This is a genomic window from Sphaerospermopsis kisseleviana CS-549, assembly GCF_028329225.1.
In the GTDB taxonomy this organism is placed as follows: Bacteria; Cyanobacteriota; Cyanobacteriia; order Cyanobacteriales; family Nostocaceae; genus Sphaerospermopsis; species Sphaerospermopsis kisseleviana.
The window spans coordinates 1-21,751 of the sequence record NZ_JAQMTI010000108.1 but is presented as its reverse complement, the minus strand read 5'-3'; the positions used below and the strand labels follow the sequence as shown (position 1 = coordinate 21,751).

The 21,751-nt window shown below is 37.4% G+C and carries 13 protein-coding genes and 1 pseudogene; 8 read left to right on the top strand and 6 right to left on the bottom strand.

Annotated features, from left to right (window positions below; all coding sequences use genetic code 11):
- Positions 1 to 154: 154 nt before the first annotated feature.
- Both PN497_RS08755 and PN497_RS08750 read right to left on the bottom strand, forming a co-directional pair.
- Positions 155 to 1,384 (bottom strand): ParM/StbA family protein, encoded by a 1,230-nt coding sequence (locus tag PN497_RS08755; RefSeq protein WP_096573064.1) that lies wholly within the window; start codon positions 1,382 to 1,384, stop codon positions 155 to 157.
- 99 nt (positions 1,385 to 1,483) lie between these two features.
- The gene (locus tag PN497_RS08750) at positions 1,484 to 2,008 is read right to left on the bottom strand and encodes a hypothetical protein (RefSeq protein WP_096573065.1); all 525 of its coding nucleotides are present in this window, start codon (positions 2,006 to 2,008) and stop codon (positions 1,484 to 1,486) included.
- Positions 2,009 to 2,719: 711 nt separating this feature from the next.
- Between PN497_RS08750 and PN497_RS08745 the strand changes: the two genes are divergently transcribed.
- A complete protein-coding gene (locus PN497_RS08745; RefSeq protein WP_096573067.1) occupies positions 2,720 to 3,124 on the top strand; it encodes a plasmid mobilization protein in 405 nt (134 codons plus the stop codon).
- Positions 3,125 to 3,326: 202 nt separating this feature from the next.
- Here PN497_RS08745 and tnpA read toward each other — a convergent pair whose 3' ends face one another.
- On the bottom strand, positions 3,327 to 3,728 hold the full coding sequence (gene tnpA / locus PN497_RS08740) for an IS200/IS605 family transposase (RefSeq protein WP_096573069.1): 402 nt from the start codon (positions 3,726 to 3,728) through the stop codon (positions 3,327 to 3,329).
- Positions 3,729 to 3,807: 79 nt separating this feature from the next.
- Here tnpA and PN497_RS08735 point away from each other — a divergent pair, with 79 nt between their 5' ends.
- Together PN497_RS08735 and PN497_RS08730 are read left to right on the top strand one after the other, a co-directional pair.
- A complete protein-coding gene (locus PN497_RS08735; protein ID WP_096573070.1) occupies positions 3,808 to 5,079 on the top strand; it encodes an RNA-guided endonuclease InsQ/TnpB family protein in 1,272 nt (423 codons plus the stop codon).
- 133 nt (positions 5,080 to 5,212) lie between these two features.
- The gene (locus PN497_RS08730; protein WP_443096395.1) at positions 5,213 to 6,937 is read left to right on the top strand and encodes a relaxase/mobilization nuclease domain-containing protein; all 1,725 of its coding nucleotides are present in this window, start codon (positions 5,213 to 5,215) and stop codon (positions 6,935 to 6,937) included.
- 73 nt (positions 6,938 to 7,010) lie between these two features.
- On the opposite strand, the gene PN497_RS08725 is transcribed toward PN497_RS08730, so the two are convergent.
- Positions 7,011 to 7,241, bottom strand: a complete 231-nt coding sequence (locus PN497_RS08725; protein ID WP_137667661.1) for a hypothetical protein — start codon at positions 7,239 to 7,241, stop codon at positions 7,011 to 7,013.
- Complete coding sequence (locus PN497_RS08720; RefSeq protein WP_096573072.1) at positions 7,219 to 7,749, bottom strand: hypothetical protein; 531 nt, start codon at positions 7,747 to 7,749, stop codon at positions 7,219 to 7,221. The genes PN497_RS08725 and PN497_RS08720 overlap by 23 nt, the downstream gene beginning before the upstream one ends.
- Before the next feature lie 51 nt (positions 7,750 to 7,800).
- Between PN497_RS08720 and PN497_RS08715 the strand changes: the two genes are divergently transcribed.
- From PN497_RS08715 to PN497_RS08705, 3 genes are all read left to right on the top strand, one after another.
- Entirely contained in the window at positions 7,801 to 14,313 is a 6,513-nt protein-coding gene (locus PN497_RS08715; RefSeq protein ID WP_096573073.1) for a hypothetical protein, read from the top strand.
- A 315-nt stretch (positions 14,314 to 14,628) separates the two neighbouring features.
- Positions 14,629 to 15,411: a hypothetical protein gene (locus PN497_RS08710; protein ID WP_096573074.1), complete on the top strand. Its 783-nt coding sequence runs from the start codon at positions 14,629 to 14,631 to the stop codon at positions 15,409 to 15,411.
- A 115-nt stretch (positions 15,412 to 15,526) separates the two neighbouring features.
- Complete coding sequence (locus PN497_RS08705) at positions 15,527 to 15,787, top strand: hypothetical protein (protein ID WP_096573075.1); 261 nt, start codon at positions 15,527 to 15,529, stop codon at positions 15,785 to 15,787.
- 14 nt (positions 15,788 to 15,801) lie between these two features.
- On the opposite strand, the gene PN497_RS08700 is transcribed toward PN497_RS08705, so the two are convergent.
- Positions 15,802 to 16,572: an Rpn family recombination-promoting nuclease/putative transposase gene (locus PN497_RS08700; RefSeq protein WP_096573076.1), complete on the bottom strand. Its 771-nt coding sequence runs from the start codon at positions 16,570 to 16,572 to the stop codon at positions 15,802 to 15,804.
- A 643-nt stretch (positions 16,573 to 17,215) separates the two neighbouring features.
- Between PN497_RS08700 and PN497_RS08695 the strand changes: the two genes are divergently transcribed.
- Both PN497_RS08695 and PN497_RS08690 read left to right on the top strand, forming a co-directional pair.
- Entirely contained in the window at positions 17,216 to 21,400 is a 4,185-nt protein-coding gene (locus tag PN497_RS08695; protein WP_242027294.1) for a hypothetical protein, read from the top strand.
- A 41-nt stretch (positions 21,401 to 21,441) separates the two neighbouring features.
- Positions 21,442 to 21,751: pseudogene (locus tag PN497_RS08690) on the top strand (IS982 family transposase); the annotation flags it as partial.

Here is a 21,751-nt window from a genome sequence, read left to right as displayed (position 1 = left end):
ATTTGATAGAAAGGGAGGAGTTGTATTAGGCGATCGCACGTAGCGCACTGCCAAAGGCAATCGCTACACCCACCGCAGATCGCCTCTCTTAATTTTTAGAGGTTCAATCATTACAATTACCTACCAGTTAAAAAACTCTATTTCATTAACAAATTCAAAGTCTATCTGGCATTTCCAAAAATCCCTTTGGCTTTGGTGAAGGCAGATTAACAACCTTGTTCCCTGAAACAGTAGAACCAGAATTATTAGTTGGAGTATTACTATTTTTAGTAGTTAAATTCGCACTACCAAACAATACTTGATACAAAGCCCATACATCTGCTAATCGCACACCCATCCCTACTTTATCGAGTGCTGGAGGAATTTCTACACCACCATTCCAAATCAATTTCACATTACTGTAATATGCCTCTAATTCTGATCTAAGATACTCCGCAGTACCACCACATAAAATTAATTCATCAATATCACGGGGTATTTCTTGCAATAACCAGCGTACTAATGCTCGAAAATATTCATCCCGACTAATTTGGAGGGCAAAAGACATATCTTGGCCTTCTGCTAAAACCTCAACTTCACTTTTACGTCGTGATAAAGTAGCTAAAACTTCTGGTTTACATTCAGATCCTGCTGCTACTACTGTCGCTATAAGATAAGGATCATCTTTTGACAAACCACTACAACGTCTAACAAAATCATCCAACATCCATGACATCCCAAAGGCATTTGATACCCCTGGAGTTACTGCACCTTTATTAGATATTTGTACAGAAGCATTGCGATATCCCAACATTGCTACCGCAAGGTTGCAATTTTTAATGTTTTTCCCCAAAATATTGCGACGATGTAGATAAATACCAACTCCTTCGGGAACAACATTCAAGTCTACCAACTTGACTCTGATTTCACCAGTAGGTGTATTAAAACGTTTTAAAACCTGTTTTAATTTAGTTTCAAGTCGCTCCTTATCTTGATACTCTGAAGGTGGTAGTAAAACAGCGAGTGAAACCGTGAATTTATTCATCAGTTTTAATTTCTGACTCACAACCCACAAAACACCACAAATTTTTGGTACTGCATTTTCTTCTTTTAACTGCTTGAGTAAGGAATTACCACCATATTTGTTTCTCGCAAGGAAACCAACAGCATAATATTCTTCACCAATACCCACCCAGCAGGTGTTCTCTGGATCTGTTTCTCCAGATTTTGTTTTTTCATAGTTCTCTACTGAAACAACAGATACATCTGCTATTTCTGGTTCCATACAAAGCAACATAGGAAAGTCATTTTTATTAAATACACTTGCAATTGCTTTGGTTTGAGAACCACCTAAATCTATAGCCAGTGTCAAATCTGGAATTACACTATTTGTGGTTTTAGTCATGTTATTACTCCTTTTTCCATCAATGAACCGAAATATATTCTTTGTGATTTAATTTCGTTAATTATGATCCTAAAATTAGGTTTTACTTATTTATGGTGTTTATCCAAATAATGAACGGATATCCTGTCTAATAGCCGTTTGTTCATCTGTTAATTCCATCTGTACTTCTACATCTTCATCCCAAATATCATCTTGTTGGTTAGTTTCTGGAGATTGAGTGACTGTCGTTTTATTAGGAATTCTTTGTTCTATTGGGCTTTGATAACTAGCATAATTCTGTTTTATTACAGAATCGTTTGTAGTCAAAGTGGTACTAAAATTGTCCATCCCTTGAAGAATTATTTTAGCTAAGGATAAATTTAAATTTAACTTAATTTGAATATAATCCCAATGCTTTAAACAATCGATCAATGATGATAAAGTTACTTCCTTTAATAAATCATCATCTACTCCATCTACATTGATATAGGCTAATGGCATAAAACATATTCGTACTGCTTGCCATACTAATTCATCAATATTTTTATAGGAATGGTTGAGCAAATAATTCAACAAAATTCCATCTGAAGTATTTTCTCGAAATTGAAATCTCAGTCTCTTGTCTAAAATTTTTTGCCTTGTCATATATTGCCTCTATTTATTGATAAAGGATTAATATCTACATAACTATTAGTACAAACAACAAAAGTTTTGTTGCTGGCTGGAACACAAATTTATAAAGGATAATAACTATATTGCAATAACTAGCAATGAATTGAAAAGCAACAAATGATATAAGCAAGATATAATTTTTGATATATTTTTGTTTTAGTGAAACCTCATCTAAGTATTATGCTAAAAATATGTTTGAACAGAGAAAAATTCATAAAGGCAAATTCTTAAACCCGATTCATCAATTTTGTATTACAAAAGTAGTAAAATGTATGACGATAATCGCCAAATTACTCAATTTTTTAGATATGGGCAAGTGTAGGCAAAAGTGGGCAAGTGTAGGCAAGTGTAGGCAATTTACAGATAAAATCTTAGTACAAATAAACTAAAAGCAGATTTTTGGATCAAAAATTGTAGGCAAGTGTAGGCAAAAGTGGGCAAGTGTAGGCAAGTGTAGGCAATTCTGTTTTTTATGCTGACTTTATCAGTACAGGACTGAATTGACTGCTGGACAAGAGTTTTGACAACTACCATCAAAGTATCAGATGCTACTATTTATTTAACAGTGTAAATTCCCGGTGAAACGCAAGCCATGTTTTGTTTATACGCTCTAGGAGCATATGACATTTAAAAAATAGCCTAACTACAACATTTTTCTTCTGAAACAGTTTTTTGGAGAAAGCCATGAAGTCCAACAAAACTAAGGTAACTAATGGAGTTGCTAAAAAAATTGTATTTCCTATTCGTTTTGCTGCTGATGAGTACGAGCAACTTAAACAAAAAGCAAAAGAAGGCAGAGTGAGTATCACAGAATTTATTCGACGTGCCGCACTTCGACGGCGTGTTGTGGAATTGCCCCCTCCCCCTGAGTTAAATTGGAAGTTGTACACAGAACTAAATGCTATTGGGGTGAATCTTAACCAAATAGCTACAGCAGCAACTAACGCATCAAAAACAGGACAAGCTGTAAATTTTGATGTTGAGCAGCTGCAAAACTTAGTGAAATCCCTGCGTGCATCCATCAAGGAAACACAAATGCAATTGCTGGAGTGCGGGGTGACAGTTGATGAATCAGAAGAAATTATTTGATGGATCACGAAGGCGATTGCGCTTCGCGTACTGCCGAAGGCGATCGCTGTGCCAGTTGCGATCGCTCTAAAATTCACCACATTTTCCCAAATCACAAGAAAATCGCCGAAAGGCACGGAAGCCACTTGGCTTTAGACAGTGGAGGAAGTGCCAACGGCGAATTTATAGAGCCTCCGGCACGCTATCGCGAACGCCTTGATATTTAACCGTGATGCGGATCTTCGATATACCTTTTGATAACGTCTGCTGAAACTTGTCCAGCAGTAGAATAAAAATAACTATTAGTCCATAAACTAGGAAGTTTAAGTAATTCAGGAAATTCTCGCCTTAACAAGCAAGATGACCGTCCTTTAAAAGCTTTAACCACTTGATTTATAGCAACGTCTGGTTGATGTTCTACAAATAAATGAACATGGTCTGGGGCAACTTCAAGAGCGAGTATGTCCCAGTCTTTTTCTTTGGCTAGTTCGTAAATTATCTGTCGAAGACGTTTGGCTATCTCTCCAGTTAACACCTTTTTTCGTCGTTTGGGTATCCACACAAGATGCACTACTGCATTGCCTTTTGAATGATTTCCTATTCTGTATTCCAGCGTTGTCTTCATGTTGTTTCGTGGCTGCTATTGACAAGTAAATCATATCTCAACTATACTTTTGAAATCAACAAACATTGAAGGTCGAACAATGTACGGATGCCAACAAGTTCTCATTAAGTCCGATAAATCAACAACAGCAATCTTGGAGTACGTCTGCACAGAAGCTAAAAAGCTAATAAATTGTGGCGTTTACTATTCTAGGCAGATGTACTTTAAAACTGGACATATTCCCAGTAGAGCAGATTTGCATAAACAACTAGGAACTTATCAGAAAAACATTCATTATCAGGCATTGTATTCTGATACCTCCCAGCAAATACTAACCAGTGTAGCTGAATCTTTTAAATCGTACATTGGGTTAGTAAAAGCTGCGAAAAAGGGTGAGGTTTCCCAGAAACCAAAATTACCCAATTACCGCAAAAGTGTTATGGCTGTAGCTACTTTTACAGGCAGGTCATTAAAGTTAATTGATGGGATGATTAGGTTTCCTTTGGGAATAAAAGTTAAGGCATGGTTTGACATAGATTGTTTTTATCTACCAATGCCATCCAACCTTGATTTCAAGTCAATCAGAGAAGTACGCATTCTACCTAGAAATAGACAATTTTATGCAGAATTTGTCTATCAGGTAGATGAAGTAAAATCTGATGTTGATAAAAATAATGTTTTGGGGATTGACCACGGTTTGAATAACTGGCTAACCTGTGTTTCTAATCTAGGAACATCATTTATTGTTGATGGACTTCATTTAAAAAGTTTAAACCAGTGGTACAACAAATCAGTAGCTAAACTTAAAAGTGATAAACCGCAGGGCTTTTGGTCTAACAGATTAGCTGCTATTACCGAAAAAAGAAACCGACAAATGCGTGATGCAGTTAACAAAGCTGCAAGAATAGTCATTAACCGCTGCATTGAAAACAAGATTGGTACTATTGTTTTTGGATGGAATAAAGGACAAAAAGATAGTATTGATTTGGGGTCTAAAAACAATCAGAAGTTTGTCCAAATTCCCACAGCAAGATTAAAAGACCGTCTTACTCAATTATGTAAACAATACGGAATAGATTTTATAGAAACAGAAGAATCATATACTTCTCAATCATCGTTTCTTGATTGCGACAACATACCTAAATTCGGTGAAAAACCCGAAGGGTGGAAAGCAAGTGGTAAACGAGTTAGTCGTGGAGTGTATAAAACTTCTGATGGATTCAAAATTAATGCGGACTGCAATGGTGCTGCTAATATTTTGAGAAAAGTAGCGGTAATGCTAGGAGTTGATCTTAGCGGAATCAGTAGAGGCTGTTTAAGCCAGCCTAAGAAAGTTCGTTTATGGACTCTTCAGAAATCTCCGTGTCTTTAGACCGGAGAAGCTTAATATCCCAACAAAGTATTCAGCTAACCCCTAAATAACCCGTCGTAGACATTGCTGAGAGGAGTCCCCTTTGATTGGCAAGCAGTTTAAAAATCACAGCTTTCGCTCAACCCTAGAATATGTGCTGGGTAAGGAGAAAGCCACTATGATCGACAGCAATATGGGTGGAACTACACCCATACAACTAACTAGAGAATTTGGTGCAGCCAGAAGATTTCGCCCCAATCTCCAACGTGCTTGCGCTCATGTCATTCTTTCTATTCCTCACCGTGATGTATGCCATAACAAAGGGGAATATCATGAACATTTGGAGGATGAGCAATACACAAAAATTGCCCAGCATTGGCTCAAGGCCATGAAATTCTTGGGAGAGGAATTAAATCAAAGCCAGTACGTTGTTGCTCGTCACCATGACACCAACCACGAACACATTCATATCATTGCTTCGCGTATCCGTATGAATGGCTCAGTTGTACCAGATTCCTGGGATTATCGCCGCAGTGAGGTGATATTACGACAATTGGAGAAAGAGTACGGTTTGGAAGAGGTGTCTTGTAGTAGTGATAGGGTGGCTAAAACAGTAGAGAAAATTGGAATTGAAACAACTATTAGCGATCGCCACGCCCAAACGCAAAAACAGAAACACCACTCTTCCAATCAACCACCTATTACCCAACTGTTAGCTGACATCATTGATGAAGCTACGAAGGACCAACCAAATGTTACCCAATTGATACAGAGACTTCAGCAACAAGGTGTTGTGGTTCATCCTCAGTTTAGTACCGAGGGTTTGTTTAAAGAGGCGATCGCTTTCGAGATGAATGGTGTCAAAGTTGGTGGGTATAAATTAGGGTCAGCATACAGCTTTCCAGGACTTCAGAAAAAACGAGGTGTATCTTATAACCCTGAACGGGACTTACCAGCAATATATTCTTGTCAGGGCAAAAAACAGGTTGAAATGCCAACACCTGCTATAGAAACAACGGTAACAATATTGTCCCCAGAGGAAGAAATACCATTAACCTATAAAACTACGCATAAACAAGAAACTACTTCAGAAATTAGTGCGGTGCAGAAATCTTCACTAGAACTACCGGAGGTAATCAGTTCCCTCACAGCAGACATATCACAATCAGAATTACATCAAGCTATTACTACACCAGAGGCTAAAAATAATACAAATGAGGGTAGTCAAGCACTAATCGAAGTTGAGGAGGCGAATAGTCAAAATGCAGTAACAGAAGCGACAGGAGAACAACCACCTTCCTTACAGAACGCTACGCAAACAGTAATGGCGAAACGCCCACATCTAGCGATCGCGCGGAGCGCACTGCCGGAGGCGATCGCTCAAAATGCAGTAACGGAGATAATAACGGAACGCCAAGTTGTGGCTAAACACCGGCTTTCAGCGATCGCTTCTAGTAAACCTGCAAAAAATACTCTGGACACTAAGAATAGAAGCAAGGTTTCTGTAGACAACCCAGATTCCGGTCAGGAAAGTAATGCAATACCTTCCAACACACCTTTGTTGAGCGCACACCAATCGGTTAATCGCTCACAAAATCACGCTAACAGCATCAGCCCAACTATCAGGTTTTTTTGGCAACAAGCAGGACAACCAGAAACATATTCAGGAAAATACTACGACCTTCAACTAGAGAAAGACATTCTCAAACTAAAACGCAAAAATGGGGAAGAAATTGCAGAAATTTACCTCTATGATGACGCTAAAGGTAAAGATAAAGGGTTGACAGATGAAGATTTGATGATATTGGAAAGACTGAAAATGCTACTGTTAACCCACAACCGACAAGAAGAACAAGAAAATAACAGAGAATTGGAGTAAAGACAGTTATATCAAAAATGGTTTTGATTTATATCAAACGATATAAAGCAACAAACAAAAACTACCTCCAATTCTACTTTTTTTTACTAGCAACATCAGTGAAATAACTTTTAGAATCAAATCTGAGGAAACTATTAGTAGTTATAGCGATCGCCCATGTTAGGACATCAATCAATTGATGATAAAACCCAAATAACAAAAGACTTTTCACACTGTCACCTGTCACCTGTTCCTTGTGACATCCTGTAACAGTGATGTATAAATTACCAAATTGGCAAATTTCAATACCGTGTTTCTGGTTCAAAAGGCAAGGTATCAACATCTTCAAAATTACGCAAATCTATTTCCATCTGCTTCCTCCTTTGTAAATAGGTTTTGTTGTTTGAAATAATTGCTTGCATTTGCTGTTCACCAAAATTTATGCCCTGTTCCGCATATCGAGCCGACAATTCATTGTAATTATCAACTTCAATTTTTTTACGGCTTTCCATTTCTGCTAATGATTCAGCACTGATACCAATACTATGAGCATATTTCACATACTCTGGTTTCAAAGAACCATCAACATTAAATTGCTGCTTTTCTTCTTCTGTAAAGAAATCGTAGGCAGTATAATTTATCCCAGATTCAGGGTCAGTTTCATCTAATTGTTTAAGTTGTTCATATTCAGATTTAAATCCTTGCCCATGTTCAGTAATATAATCATTATCAAATCCATAAGAATGCAATTGCTCAATGTATTTAGATTTTAAAGTACCGTCAGGATTGACTTTCTCTAGATACATATTTAACCAACGCTGTAATCGTGACATATCTAATAACTCCAACAAACAATCTATTGTAAATGATAAACAAATCAAATCATGACATTAGAATTTAAACATTTTGATACTCGATTAAACCAGTGGATTCATACAGATGGTAATGCCAAAAACTCTGATTCAATTTTAACTGAAAAACTAGATAATACACTTTTAGAATTCTTCTTACCAGAGAGAGATTTTTCCTTTGGACAAATGGATGAACACTGCACCGCAGAAGACTTAAAAAACCACCCAAATGGCGATGTGTTACTGTTTTCATCCAAAACTAGGCTACTCTACGGTTCACCAGAATGTTTAGAGATTATTGAAAAACTTTGTCCAGATAGAAAAGACCGTGGTGCTTACGGTTCTATTTTTTTAGGATCATGCAAAAATGCCATCCATGAAAGACTCAATATTTTAGTAGTAGATGACGCTAATGGAGAAAATGGAGGGATTTTACCAAATGATGTGGCATATAAATCTGTAGGTGACTGCTACGGGCAAATTTCAACTGAACTATATGACAAAATAACTAAAAGAAACGAACAAAAAGATAAAAGCTTCCGTGTAATACAACACCGCTTTGGCTGGAGAGAAACTGATGGAGAAGACACTAAATACCGTTTTGGTAAAGGCACACTTCGCCCTCATAAACTAGAAAGATTACCGTGGGTGAAAAATACACCCAAAATTGACCTCATCATCCCCATATCTAGCTTTAAGGGAACGGATAAAGATAACCCATCCACACCAATTAAACCGCAAATCAAACCAGGTTTATATAATCAAACTATTTGGTTGGGTGAAAAATCACAGTCTCAAAAAGGTAAAACTGCCATTTCTCAACTACTAGCTTCTTTCCCTCAAGGTATAAAAGACTTTGCGGAAGAATTAGAAAAGCAAGCACAAGAACTTGCAGAAATTCAGAAAGACCCTAGAAAAGTCGCACAGCTATATTGCGAAAAATACGAAAAACGTAAAGCATTTATTGGACAACAAAAACCAGAACAATTAGAGAATGAAACGCCAGATAAACCAGTAGAATTATATAACGATAATCCTAATTCAGATGATTTACAAGAAGATAGTGAATCTCAACAAGATGATTTGTTGATGTACAAAATTATCAAAGCAGATTTACTTGGTCATGCTCAACTTTTAGAAACTGAGAAAGTTAAACAAGAACTTACGCGATTTGTACAAAATGAATGGCGAGATATTGCCCTTGGTCGTGTTCTTACCTTTGACCGGGGAATGATTATTCCCTCCAAAGAACTTAAAAATGGTGAAATTTGTGTCCCTTGGATGATAGAAGGTGAAAAAATCCTGAATTTTCGCTCACCTTTTTTAAATGCCAATGGTTTGTGTGTTTCTATCAACAAACAGGTTGAAGATTACCTGGGACCAGATGGCAACCCACTAGAAGGAATTATCGTGGTCAACGATGAAGACCACAAACGCATCCAAGCTAGAATTGAAGCCCTAAAAGCACAAGGTATTGAAACTGAAGAATTAGACCCAATAGAAACAGAATCAGAACGTCAAGGTCGAGATTTTGATGGTGACTGTATTGGTGTAGAGTTAGCAAATAAATATCCTAATTTTACTGCCGAAGCCGAATATAAAAACTTGCCTGAAAATGCTTATGATCCCACAGTTAAACTGAAAAAGCAATCTTTTTACAGAGAAGATGGTACACAACCTGAATTTGAAGAAATCGCTATTCACATGAGTGATGGTATCAGTGTTGGTATTATCAATAATCATGTGACAGCATTGGAAGCTTTAGAATCAGAAATAGAAATTTTAATCAACTATGGTAATTACCAACAACAAACCGAATATTTAAACCAAGTTGCTAATCATTATAAAAAATTATTCCATTTAGAAAGTGATAAAACTAATTCTCAAAAAATTAGGCAAGAGTACAGAGAACAGATGCAAGAGTTTCTTAAACTAGCATCCGTTCAAGATAAAAGTCCTGAAGTAATAGAACAGGCAATGTTAGTTAACCAGAATATGTACCGACAAATGATTGAGGAAGCTTGTTTCCAAAATCAAATTGCGGTGGATTTATTCAAAAGTGCCAAAAAGCCTGATATGGAGGTAATAGCTGAAAACAAACGCTATCTTTATCGAGATGTTAATTATATTAAAGATAAAAAATCTTCATCTGCTTACTTGAATGAAGGTATTAATACTACTGGATATTCACCAGTGGAGTTACTAATTAACCAAGTTAATAAATACTTTGAATCATCTCCTTTAGAATCACGTCCTATTATCCAATTTCAAGATTTATTTAAAGGTGTAGAATTTACTCCTCAGCAAAAATTTCAAGCTATTTTAAATAAGCAAGAATTTGATGAAAAATTTAATGCTGCTACCAGATTAAATAAACGTCGAGAAACTGAACAAGGTTCTTATGCTGTTGTTAAAACAAGCAGTGGTACAGAAATCACCATTACTAATCTCACTCGCTACGAACATCCGGGAATTTGGAAAGGTTCAACACTCAACATCCGTTTAGAAGAAATACCAGAAAAATATCGGTCTTCGCAACGTCCCCATAATTTATTAGCAATAGCACAAATTGATGGAGAAACAGAAAATGGAGAAGCTAAATATGAGAAGTTGGGAACAGTTAGTCAACAATCTGTAATTGACTATAATTTAAAACCGGGAATGACTACTCAGGGAGCGACATTAGTTGAACTTAAACCTGAATTGAGAGAAAGTCAAATCAAGTTACTGTTTCAAGAAGCTTATGCTGTTGCTGAAAATTTCTATAATTTATTTCCTGAAGACCAAAAATTAGCAGTTGCAGCTGCAACGTGGAGTATATCAGCTTCCCGACAAGATGAATTAGAACAAGGTGATAATTCTAGTTTCAATTCTCGAAAGAAGGTTTCTAATTTTGTATTTGCAACTTTTGGTAAAGAAATAGTTGGTCAATTAGATGAGTTACAATTTTCACAACTCAAGGTTTTAGGAATTGGTAAGGAAGGAGATAATTTTATTGGCAAAGAATGGAATCCACAAGAAAAATATGAGATAGAAATACGCGCTAGTCGCTATTCTCCAGGACATGAAAGACATAATTCTAGATTGGTTTTTGTCAAAGATAATGATGGAGAATACAAAGAATTTGCTGTTTTGGAACAAAGAACAGGCCAGTTACCAATTGGTACTCAAGCACAAGCATATATTAAACCAGGTGAAGCTTATACAGCTACAGCAACTATTAATTTACCATCACAATCACCAATCAACATTACTATCAGAGAAATTAGTAAATTTTCTCACGCAGGTAAGACTTTCAATGGTGAAGCAGTTACACTCACTATTGGTAATTTACCCATTCCTGTTAACACAGCTAAAATTAAATTGGATGGTCAAACATTAGGAGAACTGGATGCTGATTCAATTCAAGAATTAAGAAAGATAAATTATTTATCTAATGGTAATCCGCTACAACTTAAATTAAAATCTATTGGTGATAGTCAAAATGAAGGTGGTTTTATTATTGCTGAATCACCTCATGGGAATTTATTAAAAATTAATAAGATTAATGTTTATGATTTCAAAGGTCAAGTTTTTACTGGAGAAGAATATAAAAGCGTTAGTTTAGAAGTACCAACCAGTAAAAATAGAGATGCTGTTTTTCTTGATGGAGAGTTATTAGGAGTTCTGCACTATAAAAAAGATAAGGAAGCACTACAAAGTTTAGGATTACTTAAACACGGTCAACAAGGTTCTGTTAATTGTTCTTTACAAAGCAATTTTTCTCACACTTTTATTAATATTGAACCCAGTACAGTACAATATCCAGAAATTTGGACAAAGGAAGCTCAAGCTTTTCAGGATAACTCTCAATTAAATACAGTAACGAAACAAGAGATAATGGTGGAAAATAGTGGTTTGTTACTGGAGAAAATCAAAAAGCGTCCCACAATCTTATTTTCCGCTAAGGAAGATCAGGTACTTGGTTTAATAGGGATGACGGTAGATAACCATAAAACAGAATTAGTACAAAATTGGTTGCAAGCTAAAAATATTGAATTTAATATTTTACCTGGACAAGATGTACCGCTAGAGACTAAAAAAGGTATGTCTGTATTTTACTTGGTTAGCAATACAATTATAAATGATGATTTAGATGCTTTGAAAGCAAAGTTTGGAGAAATATTAAGTGCTGATGGGACAGATAGTGCTTACAGTCAACGTCTTAATTCTCTTCCTAATAGACCATATATAATAGGTGAACAAATAGATAAACTTCAGGAATCAATTACAACAACAATTCCTGTTACAGTTACACCCAAAGAAACAATTTTAATTTCTGAAAATCAGCAACAGATATCCGCAGTAGCTGAGGTATTAACTGTTAATGACACCATCGTATCCAAACCCGAAGAAAAAGATGTTGTGATTTCGGGTAAACCTGTGCAAATGGTGTTTCCGTTGAAAATGCACGGTGAACCCAATCCTTTACCCATCAGCACTACTATTGAAGCTATGCGCGGATATGGTAGATGTCATACAACCAGAACTTATGAACCGTATAAAGCTTATGGGTTTAAAGAGGGGGATATAGCGATCGCTTCCGGTAGGTCTAATAGTGCGATCGCTATATCTAATTCCCAACAAGTTGCCTTTCGCGTCGGTAAACAATACCGCATCACCCCAGAAATGATTGCAGATTCAGCATATCAGCAACAATGGGCAGCAATGGAAAAACACAGCAGTCGAGAATTGGCCAGTTTTAGGGATAAACCTGAAGTGTGGGGACTGCATACAGAACCACTGGGAGATTATGTCAACGGTAAAATCGTACCTTTTCCCAGCGCAAAACTTGAGAAGTCGTTAATTACACCCGCTATACCACCTTTATCTACAGCTAAACCCCCAGCAACTGTTATTACTTCTCCAGTAAATATCGGTTCGAGAAGTTCTGACCCTCTAGGTGCGGCTATGACTAATCCTACTGTTAAAGCTAAGGAATTAGGCAAAATCCAACGGGATTACCCTGTGTCTTTCCGTGATAACGCCGCAGTAACCGCCGGTAAATATGGACCAGAAACTTATACCCAAGATAAACCTGCTGGAGTTCCTTTTGTCTCTGCTGAACAAGCTTATCAACACTACAAAACTACAGTACCTTTGGGAGAACCACGAATACAGTTAATGGCAGAAATCATTCAAGCTAAGTTAGAACAACACCCCAAGTTGTTTGCAGCTATCACCCAAAGGGGAGGAATGGAATGGTTGGAAAACTGTACTCACTATGTCACTTCTGCCAGAGATAACTACTGGGAAGGCAAGGGTAAAGAATCTCCATTTATTCGCGCTTTGATAGAGGGATATTCCAGGGTGTTGGAAAATTCTCAGACTATTACTCAAGCATCGCCAGAATTGCCATCCAAGGAAGATGTAAAAACAGTTACTACACCGCAACCTAGAGATTCTGTCCAAGAAATTATTAGTTCCCCCAAAAGTTCAAACCCACTTACTAATCTCCAACCCCTAAATGCTTCTGTAGCAACGCATATGCAAAAAGATGTGGCAATGGCTGAAGTAGCTACTCAATTTATTGGTATATCTGCTGCACCACCTGACACAGCTTCTAGCACCCGTAATTATCAACAAGCTTGGGGGAAAAAGGCAAATACAGGTGTGTACTCAGCCAATGACACAATTATGGTTTCAGGTTCTGGGCCTTGGAGGGGTGTTACTCAACAACAAATTTTGGACACCTTCAATAAACATTATGTACCACTGATTGATCAGGCGATCGCCTCCAAAAGTTCCTTTGTAGTGGGTAATTCTGCTGGTACTGACCAACTGGTAAAACAATATTTAGAAACACAGGGGTATAAGTTGGAAGCTGTAAATGATGGGTACACACGCGCAGTCAAGCTAGAACAAGATACTACGCTTACTAACCAACAACCACAATCTGTTACACAAACAGCTTCAGCAGTATCTTCCCCAGTACCTACACAACCATTATCTGTAGAGTCATCTAACAAAATAAATTCGCCCAACTCTACACCTATTTCCTCATCAAACATTGTTCAAAAAGAGGCTGCTGATACCAGTCTTCACCATGAAGAAACAACTATAGAACAATTAAGAACTTGGTATTTAACTGCACAAAAATTAGGTAAGTCAGCAGAATATATTCAGCGAATTGCCGAAGTTGGTAATGAGTTTAAATCAGGTAGAGGATTAACAGATAAAGCACGTTTAGCAATGAATAATGATTTTCAAGAATTACATTCTATTAATCGCATCACACAAATCGCTCAACGAATAGGAGATGTATTTGGCAGTCGGCAAGAAAACGGGGAAATTATAGTACAAGGTAAAGAATACTTAATTACCATCAATAATTCCCAAAAGGATTTAAGGATTAATAAAAAAGATGGAACTGTTTTACTAGATATTCAATTAGGACAAATCAAAGAGAGTAAAGTATCGGCTGAAGTTATTGATGTATTTGAGGAGATAAATCAAAACATCAATCAATCTTTAGCATCTGTCAAAAATCAGTATCTTCAAGTTTAATATTTTAGGACTTACGCACAGGGTACGAAAAATATGACTTTGAGATTGCTTCGGAGTGGTCGTAATGACGAAAATATGTTAATCTTGCGTAAGTCCTATATTTATCAAATTCAATTTTTTTTATTTGCACAAAACACCAAAGTATGTAAACTAAACTTCAATTTCAGATTGCGTTTTTTACAATACATCTTTAAACTATAGCTGTAGCCAAGGTAATTAAGACATTATCAATTATGGAAACATAAAAATAATAAGGTATTTCACTATTGCCTTCTGCTATAACAACCCACCTAATCAATTCATTAGCATAAATTTATGACAAATAACCCCCTAGCTATACTCACTGAAGAATCAAATAAAATATCACCTGATATTTCACCTACTAAAACTGCTTATATGTTAAGCCAACTTCTTGAATATGTTGGTTACGATGAATCAGAATCTATTCCAGTAACAGAAACAGTGAGTATTGAAGAACAAAACGATGCTATCAAAACATTGGCATCTATTATTGCTAGTCTTAATTATGGAAGAACAGTAGAAGAATCCATTTTAATAGAATTTGAACCAGACGAAATCCAGTTAGAAAATCCAGAGTTTATTCCTGAATCACCAATAACTTTCGTAGATGATTTAACTGTAAATAAAACAACGGAAAAACAAGATAATTTCACTCAAATCAATTATGATTCGATCATAGTTTTAGAAGATGAACAAGAAGAAAACCAAGCAAAAATATATGAGGAAGATATTATGTTGTATGTTATTCCTCTGATAATGGCAAGGTTAATGAACGAAGGAAGTTTATTAGAAGATAGTGAATATGGAGAAATGAGAGTTTATCAATCGGATGAATTTACTGCTTCACTACAAGTTACACCTACAGAGGAGCAAATTTTAATTTTGAAAAGGAAGCAACATTTATATTTTGAAAACGAAGTTGCTTTAAATGCTACTAAAAAAACAAATTATGCCCAATTTCAAGTTACTACAAATCAATTAACAGAGGCAGAGTTAGAAAAGTTTAAATTGATAGCATTAATGGAATACAATCAAAGTAATGAATTTAATAAAAAAGAACAAGAATTAGGAGATTAATAGAATTTAAGTTTAGACTAAATCGGTGATGTTCAAGAAAAAAAGGGAGTCTGATTGAATACAGTCTCTTTTTGGCAGAAGCTAAGAGAAGAATCACCTAGTTTTACTCGCCAATATGAAACGTACTTTCTTAGAAGAATTTTGTCAAGCTGCCTACAAGTATTTAGGTATAGGTAAAGACACTACCTTTGAATTGACAGATGCGATATTGCTATGCAATTTTAAACCACTCACTAAGTCCCCTCAAGGAATTACCACTAACACCACCATAAGAAGCGATTGCGCGGAGCGCAGTGCCAAAGGCAATCGCTTTATCATCAAAGATAAACATCTTTTCTTGTCAGTGTACTGCAACCGATTTGTTAGGCTGCTATAACCATACAGTTAGGACTAATTCTGTGGAGACTCATTCAGTTGTTGTTGAATTTGTTGGACTTCTTTGAGCGATAAGCCTGTTACACGGGCAACCATCTCAATCGCTAAACCTTCTCTTAGTAAATTATTGGCAATTTCTCTCTGTTTTTTTGCCCCTGCTTCTTCCTGAATCGAACGGTAAATCACAGATTCTTGCATGATGTCTCTCCGCACTAAACTATAAATTACGTCTTGCTCTAATCTTAACCCAGCCAGAATTGCTGAGGCTGCTATCAGATTCGCCTGTATCGCTGGATCTTCAATCTGATCGGCAATTTTAGTTGCCTGGCGTAAGGTCTCTGCTGGATTGGCAGTCTGTCCCAGTGTAGCAAAGGGCAATAGTCCAGGATATTGCAAAAATAGTGAAGCAGGTTGCTCCCACAAACGAATGACATCAAATTCATGGTGTGTGCGTTCCATTGTGAAACTGGTTTGATAAACTAACTCTGAGGTAGTCTGCTTCAGATAAATCACAACTTGCCGCATCGGTTTAGTTGGATCTTTGCGGTACATTCGCACGCGGTAATCCAAAACACGGAATGGAATATTGTTTTTGGGAAGTGTTTGGAACTCGATATGCAAAACAGATTCGTCTGATTCCAGTAAAATTAGGGCATCGGCGCGAATCGGATCGAGGGAGAGTTCAGAGGGTTTGAGTTCTGTCATTGTGACAGACTTCCCTAACAGCCAACTGGCGAAGTCGGCGGAGAAGTGTTCGGCAAGGTATCGGCAGGTATCGTCATACATGGGAGAGATTGTACAACCGATTATACCGATTTGATGTTGAGCAAATATAACGTTTGATGAAGTGTGATAGGGCGATCGCTCTTGAGGAAGAATAAGGGCGATCGCCACACCCCCCACCTGCGATAAATATCCAGCTTACTGACAACAACAAAGCTCACAACCATTGATATTACGTTCACAAATAAAAACTACTCACCCTTATTGACAATAAAAAAGGGGTAATTTTCAACTACTCAATAACTCCCCCTCAAGGAACTATCACGAACAGCACCGTAAAAAGCGATCGCCATATCCCCCACTCGTGATAAACATCCAGCTTATTGAGAATAAAAAATCTCAAAACCATTGATATTATGTTCAAAAATAATAACTACTCACCCTTATTGACAATAAAAAAGGGGCAATTTTCGACTACTCATTATGTCCCCCACCTGTGATAATTAACTCCCCCCCTTGTGATAATTGATTTTTGAGTAAACCCTTACCCCATAAAGCTTTCAGGAAATTACAACTCAAATTTAATAAAACCTGCACATTATATAGATATGGCCGGAAAAAAACTACTCAAAACGGGGTTGTATCCTAGTCAGAACATCTATTTCAGCCCTGCGGGGACTACTCACCTGGTTTTGAGTGCGCTGCCATGAAACGTCAATACACCACCAAACGCAATCCTTGTCCTGTCTGTGGCAACCATCACGGTTGCGCTATTCGCTCAGATAACTTAATTGAGTGCTTGCGGAGTTTCAGCCAATATGATGCCCCTGCTGGTTATCGCTTTATCAAGCTCCTGCGTAACGATATGGGCGGTTTATTTGTCCCAGATGATAAAAGTGGTCAAATCCAGGGTGAGCGTCTGTCTTCGCCTCAAAGTCGGGCTGGTAGCAGAAAGATAAACAAGGGGTTGAGTATTGAGGAACGGAACAGGCAAAACCGATTACTTTTAAACTCCACTGTGAGTAGTTTGGGTACTCAACATATCTCCCACCTGCAAACACAACGACAGTTGACTACTCAGGAAATTAACTGGCTCAAAGACTTAGGTTGGGTGAGAAGCTGGGAACCAGGATTATCTGCCCCGGTGGGGGTAACATCTGCTTTGGCTGGGGTGTCACTTGAAGGTAGACTATTGGGGAGAGAAGGAATTGCGATCGCAGCCCTTGACCCCAATTTTCAAATCACCGGTTTTCAAATTGCTACTCTGCAAACCAAACCCAAATACATCTGGTTGAGTAGTTCCAACCAAGGAGGAAACGGACCACATTTACCAAATGGGGAACTACCTCTGTTTTGCTGGAAACACCCAAACAGTAAAAGGGCAAAAGTAGTAATTCTTTGCGAAGGCGCACTCAAGTCTCTACTCACCGCCGTGTTTTTGTGGCGTTCTGGACAAACTGATATTGCCGTCATTGGTACAGCAGTGGCCGCACGCTATGGTAACAAAACCCTCAAAGATTACTTGAAGCGGTTGCGTCCCCAAAAAATTCGCTTGATGCCTGATGCTGGTGCTATACTCAATCCTCATATTGCCCAAGGTAATGAAGATACTCTGCAACAGTGCCGTAAATGCAGATATCATCTCTCTGTGGGTGACTGGGGACAATTGGAAACTAAAGAGCAATTAGACATTGACGAATTACTGGCCGTAGGTCGGCAAGATGAGATTAAACTAATTAGCACGGCTGCTTACCTGAATCGTCATCATATCCATCAGCAAATCAGAAAACTACTCAAACAAGGTTCATTCCAGTTGGTGCAGGATAAGTTGATCACGCTAAAACCTGCTCCCAACTCTACAGACAATTTAGATTTAATTCAGCAGTATGCAAAAGGCGTTGAATACTGCCGTAAAGGTGGATATCAGGTAATGGTGAGTTGGAATAATGAAGCAATACCTTCCCCCTGTCCCCCGCACACTGCTCCCCTACCTCTTTTGACACCAGAAGAGTTTTTCGCTGGATGTTCAGAACAAGTACAACAGTCTCTGGCTCAGATAGACAGAGAATGGGGAATGCTCTACAAACTAAAGCTCTGGTTTGGGCGCATGGTGGAGCGTTATCGTCCCAAAAATGGTTTTGGTCAACAAAATTCGGGAGTATCGGATAGATACGAACCACAGAGGCACAGAGTACACGGAGAAAGAAAAGACAAGGTTAAGAGGTTTGACGCAGCTTTACAAGGTGATGGTGTTTTCAAAGGTGATTTTTCTGTTTCATCCTTTGGGTTAAATGCTGATCATGATGGTTTTAGCAGAATCACGAATAGGAGAACAGAGTACAGGGAAGATGGAAAAACAGAACTTTCCACAGATCAGGGAGTTACAGAACTTCTGGATCAAGATGAGTGTAATTTTCAGATAAACGAACCGCAAAGAACACAAAGGACACGAAGGAAAGAGAGTTTAAGAGATATTGTTCCCAATTCCTTTACATCACAACCTGATGAAAAACAACTGCTTTCGGAAGATGAGCAAGGTTTATCCTCACCCATTGCACCATGCAATGTCATTGAGTACAAACCTGGAAAGTTCGCTAAATATGGCACTTTACAACAACCACCGAAAATTATCTTCAAAAAAGGTCAGCGTTTGCAAGTTTACGCTGAAGCTATTGCAGCCGGGTGGAAACACATTTTAGATAAAAGTCCCACCGGTACATTTAAAAGCCATGATGCAGGAACAGCTTTACCAACAGCTTTGGGAGTAGAAAAGTTATGGTATTTTACCAGTCATGCTCGCAATGTGAGTACAGAAACCATTGAACGCAATTATGAATATCTGGATGTACGTAATTCAGGTATGGTCTGGGACACTACCCCTAACGGGAAACGCTATTTAAGATGGCCTAAACAGGGAGAAACACCAGATACAAAAGGTAATTGCCATCGTAGTCAGATTTTTAATGTTTTACGTAGTAAGAATTTAGACTCTATTGAAGGTGCAGAAAACCCCATCTGTGCTACTTGTCATTTACTAGAAGCTTGTCGTGGTTGTGCAGGTCCCGGTTTTGGACATCGTTTTTTAAGGAAAGAGACTTTCAAGAGCGATCGCATTCGTTCCCATCCCGACAGCGCACCCCAACCAGAAGATTTCGACTGGTCAACTAGCGGTATTTTCTGGGATGAAGTTATGCAAACAGTACAACCAGTTAATACTATCACTGCCAATTTACGGGACATTGATCAAGTAATGGCAGAGTTAATGACTCATTCTCCTGAAATCAGTCTGCAATTACAACCAATGTGGGCAGTTTTAAGAGAATGTATCACAGGAGATATTCAACAACCTTACTACGGTTGGAATGATGCTGGTGTCCGAGGAATGTTGGGTAAAGCACCAGAAAATTTAGATGAAATCATTACAGAAGTAATGCAGATTTTACAACCAGATTTATTACCGATTTTTAACTCTACCAGTAGGTATGGAGTAGATTTAAGTGATTTACCCAAAAAAGTGCGAAAACAGTTTGGTAATCCTATTTCTGAATTAGTGGATAAAATTCAAACAGAAGTAGTAGTTAACTGGTTTGTACCATTTTTACAAGTTTGGAGTAGAAAAATTCCCGGCGCAATGCGGATTGATAATGGTAAGTTGAGCGTGACAACTCGTAATTCACGTCATAGTGCAATTAGTCAATCAACACTATGGAATGTTTACTTAGATGCTACTACAAAACCTGAGTATATAGCTTGGTGGTTTGATATTGAACCAGAAGCAATTTTAACTGTAGAGCAAGAAATAAGGAAACCTAATAATTTACAAATTATCCAAATTACAGGATTAGGACAAGTTTCAAAAAATCGTTCTTCCTACTGTCAAGAAAGAGTCAGCGCACTCCGACAAGAATTATTGTCTCGTCATAGTGATATCAAATTTATTGACTTTGTGAAATGCTGTGAAAATGAAGATGGTGGTTGGTTTAGAGACAGTCGCGGTTCTAATGATTTCCAAGAAATTACAGCTTTAGCTACTTTTGGGATTCCCTATCAGAATATCGGGCATTTAGAAACCTTATATCTGACTTTAAAACCCACTGATGAGCAAGTTAACTATCATAACTGGGATGATGGAAAACTCAATCATAGGAATAGTAATAAACCATTATCTTACTCAAAAATCAATCAAGATTTACAAAAATTTATTGATTGGGTTACGCAATCGGAAATTATCCAAGCTATTGGCAGATTAAGAGTAAATAATCGTCGGGAATCAGAACTTAATTTTTATTTTTGTGCTGATTACGATTTGAGCTTTTTAGAACATGAAATCAAATATATACAAGCAGCAGAAATGACAATTGAAGCTGGTTCTAAAGATGAGAAATCTTGGTGGAAAATTGAAACAGCAGTTAAAGAACTTTGGTTACAGGGACAAAAGATTACTCAACCAGTTGTAGCAGCAGTTTCTGGTATGAGTCAGGGTTATATTTCCAAATTAGCAACTGAGTTTGGAGGAGGTTGGAAACAATGGTTAAAAATATTCCTTTCTCTATTAAATAGTAATAATAGCAAAAGGAATAATTTGGATGATATAAGCGATGTTGTAAAAGAGGAATTGGAAATGACAGATATAGATTTTAGTCTGCAAAATTTCGAGACGAAATCTCATCAGGAAATAGTTAAAACAGTATTTGCGATAGATAAACATTTAGATGATATTGATTGGCAGTATTTTTTAGATGAAATGCCAATTAAATCGCAGTCTAAGATTATCGCTGCTTTACTTTCAATCTTGCCTAAATGTTGGGTTCAGGAATTAATAACCCAAGTTGCTAGTTATGGGGAAGAGCGATCGCTAAGGCTGTACTTTGTGAAGGCAGTGGGTGAATAAAGTAATAAAATCCCCTCCAGTCAGAAAAAAAGGAGGGGTGTATGTTAAATGAAATAATTGCCATCTATGCTATCACGGATGACTTATTGAAAGCGATTGGACATGAAGAAGATAGTCGTAGAGTCATGAGTGATGCAGAAATTATCACAACGGCTATATGTGCAGCGATGTACTTTAATGGCAACCATAGTAAGGCTTGTATTTATATGCAAGAACATGGTTTGATTCCAAATATGTTAGATAAATCACGATTTAACAGGAGATTGCACGGAGTTTTTATGTTAATGAACGATTTATTTCATCAAATGGGAATGATACTGAAAGAAATTAGTGATGATATTGAGTATCTTT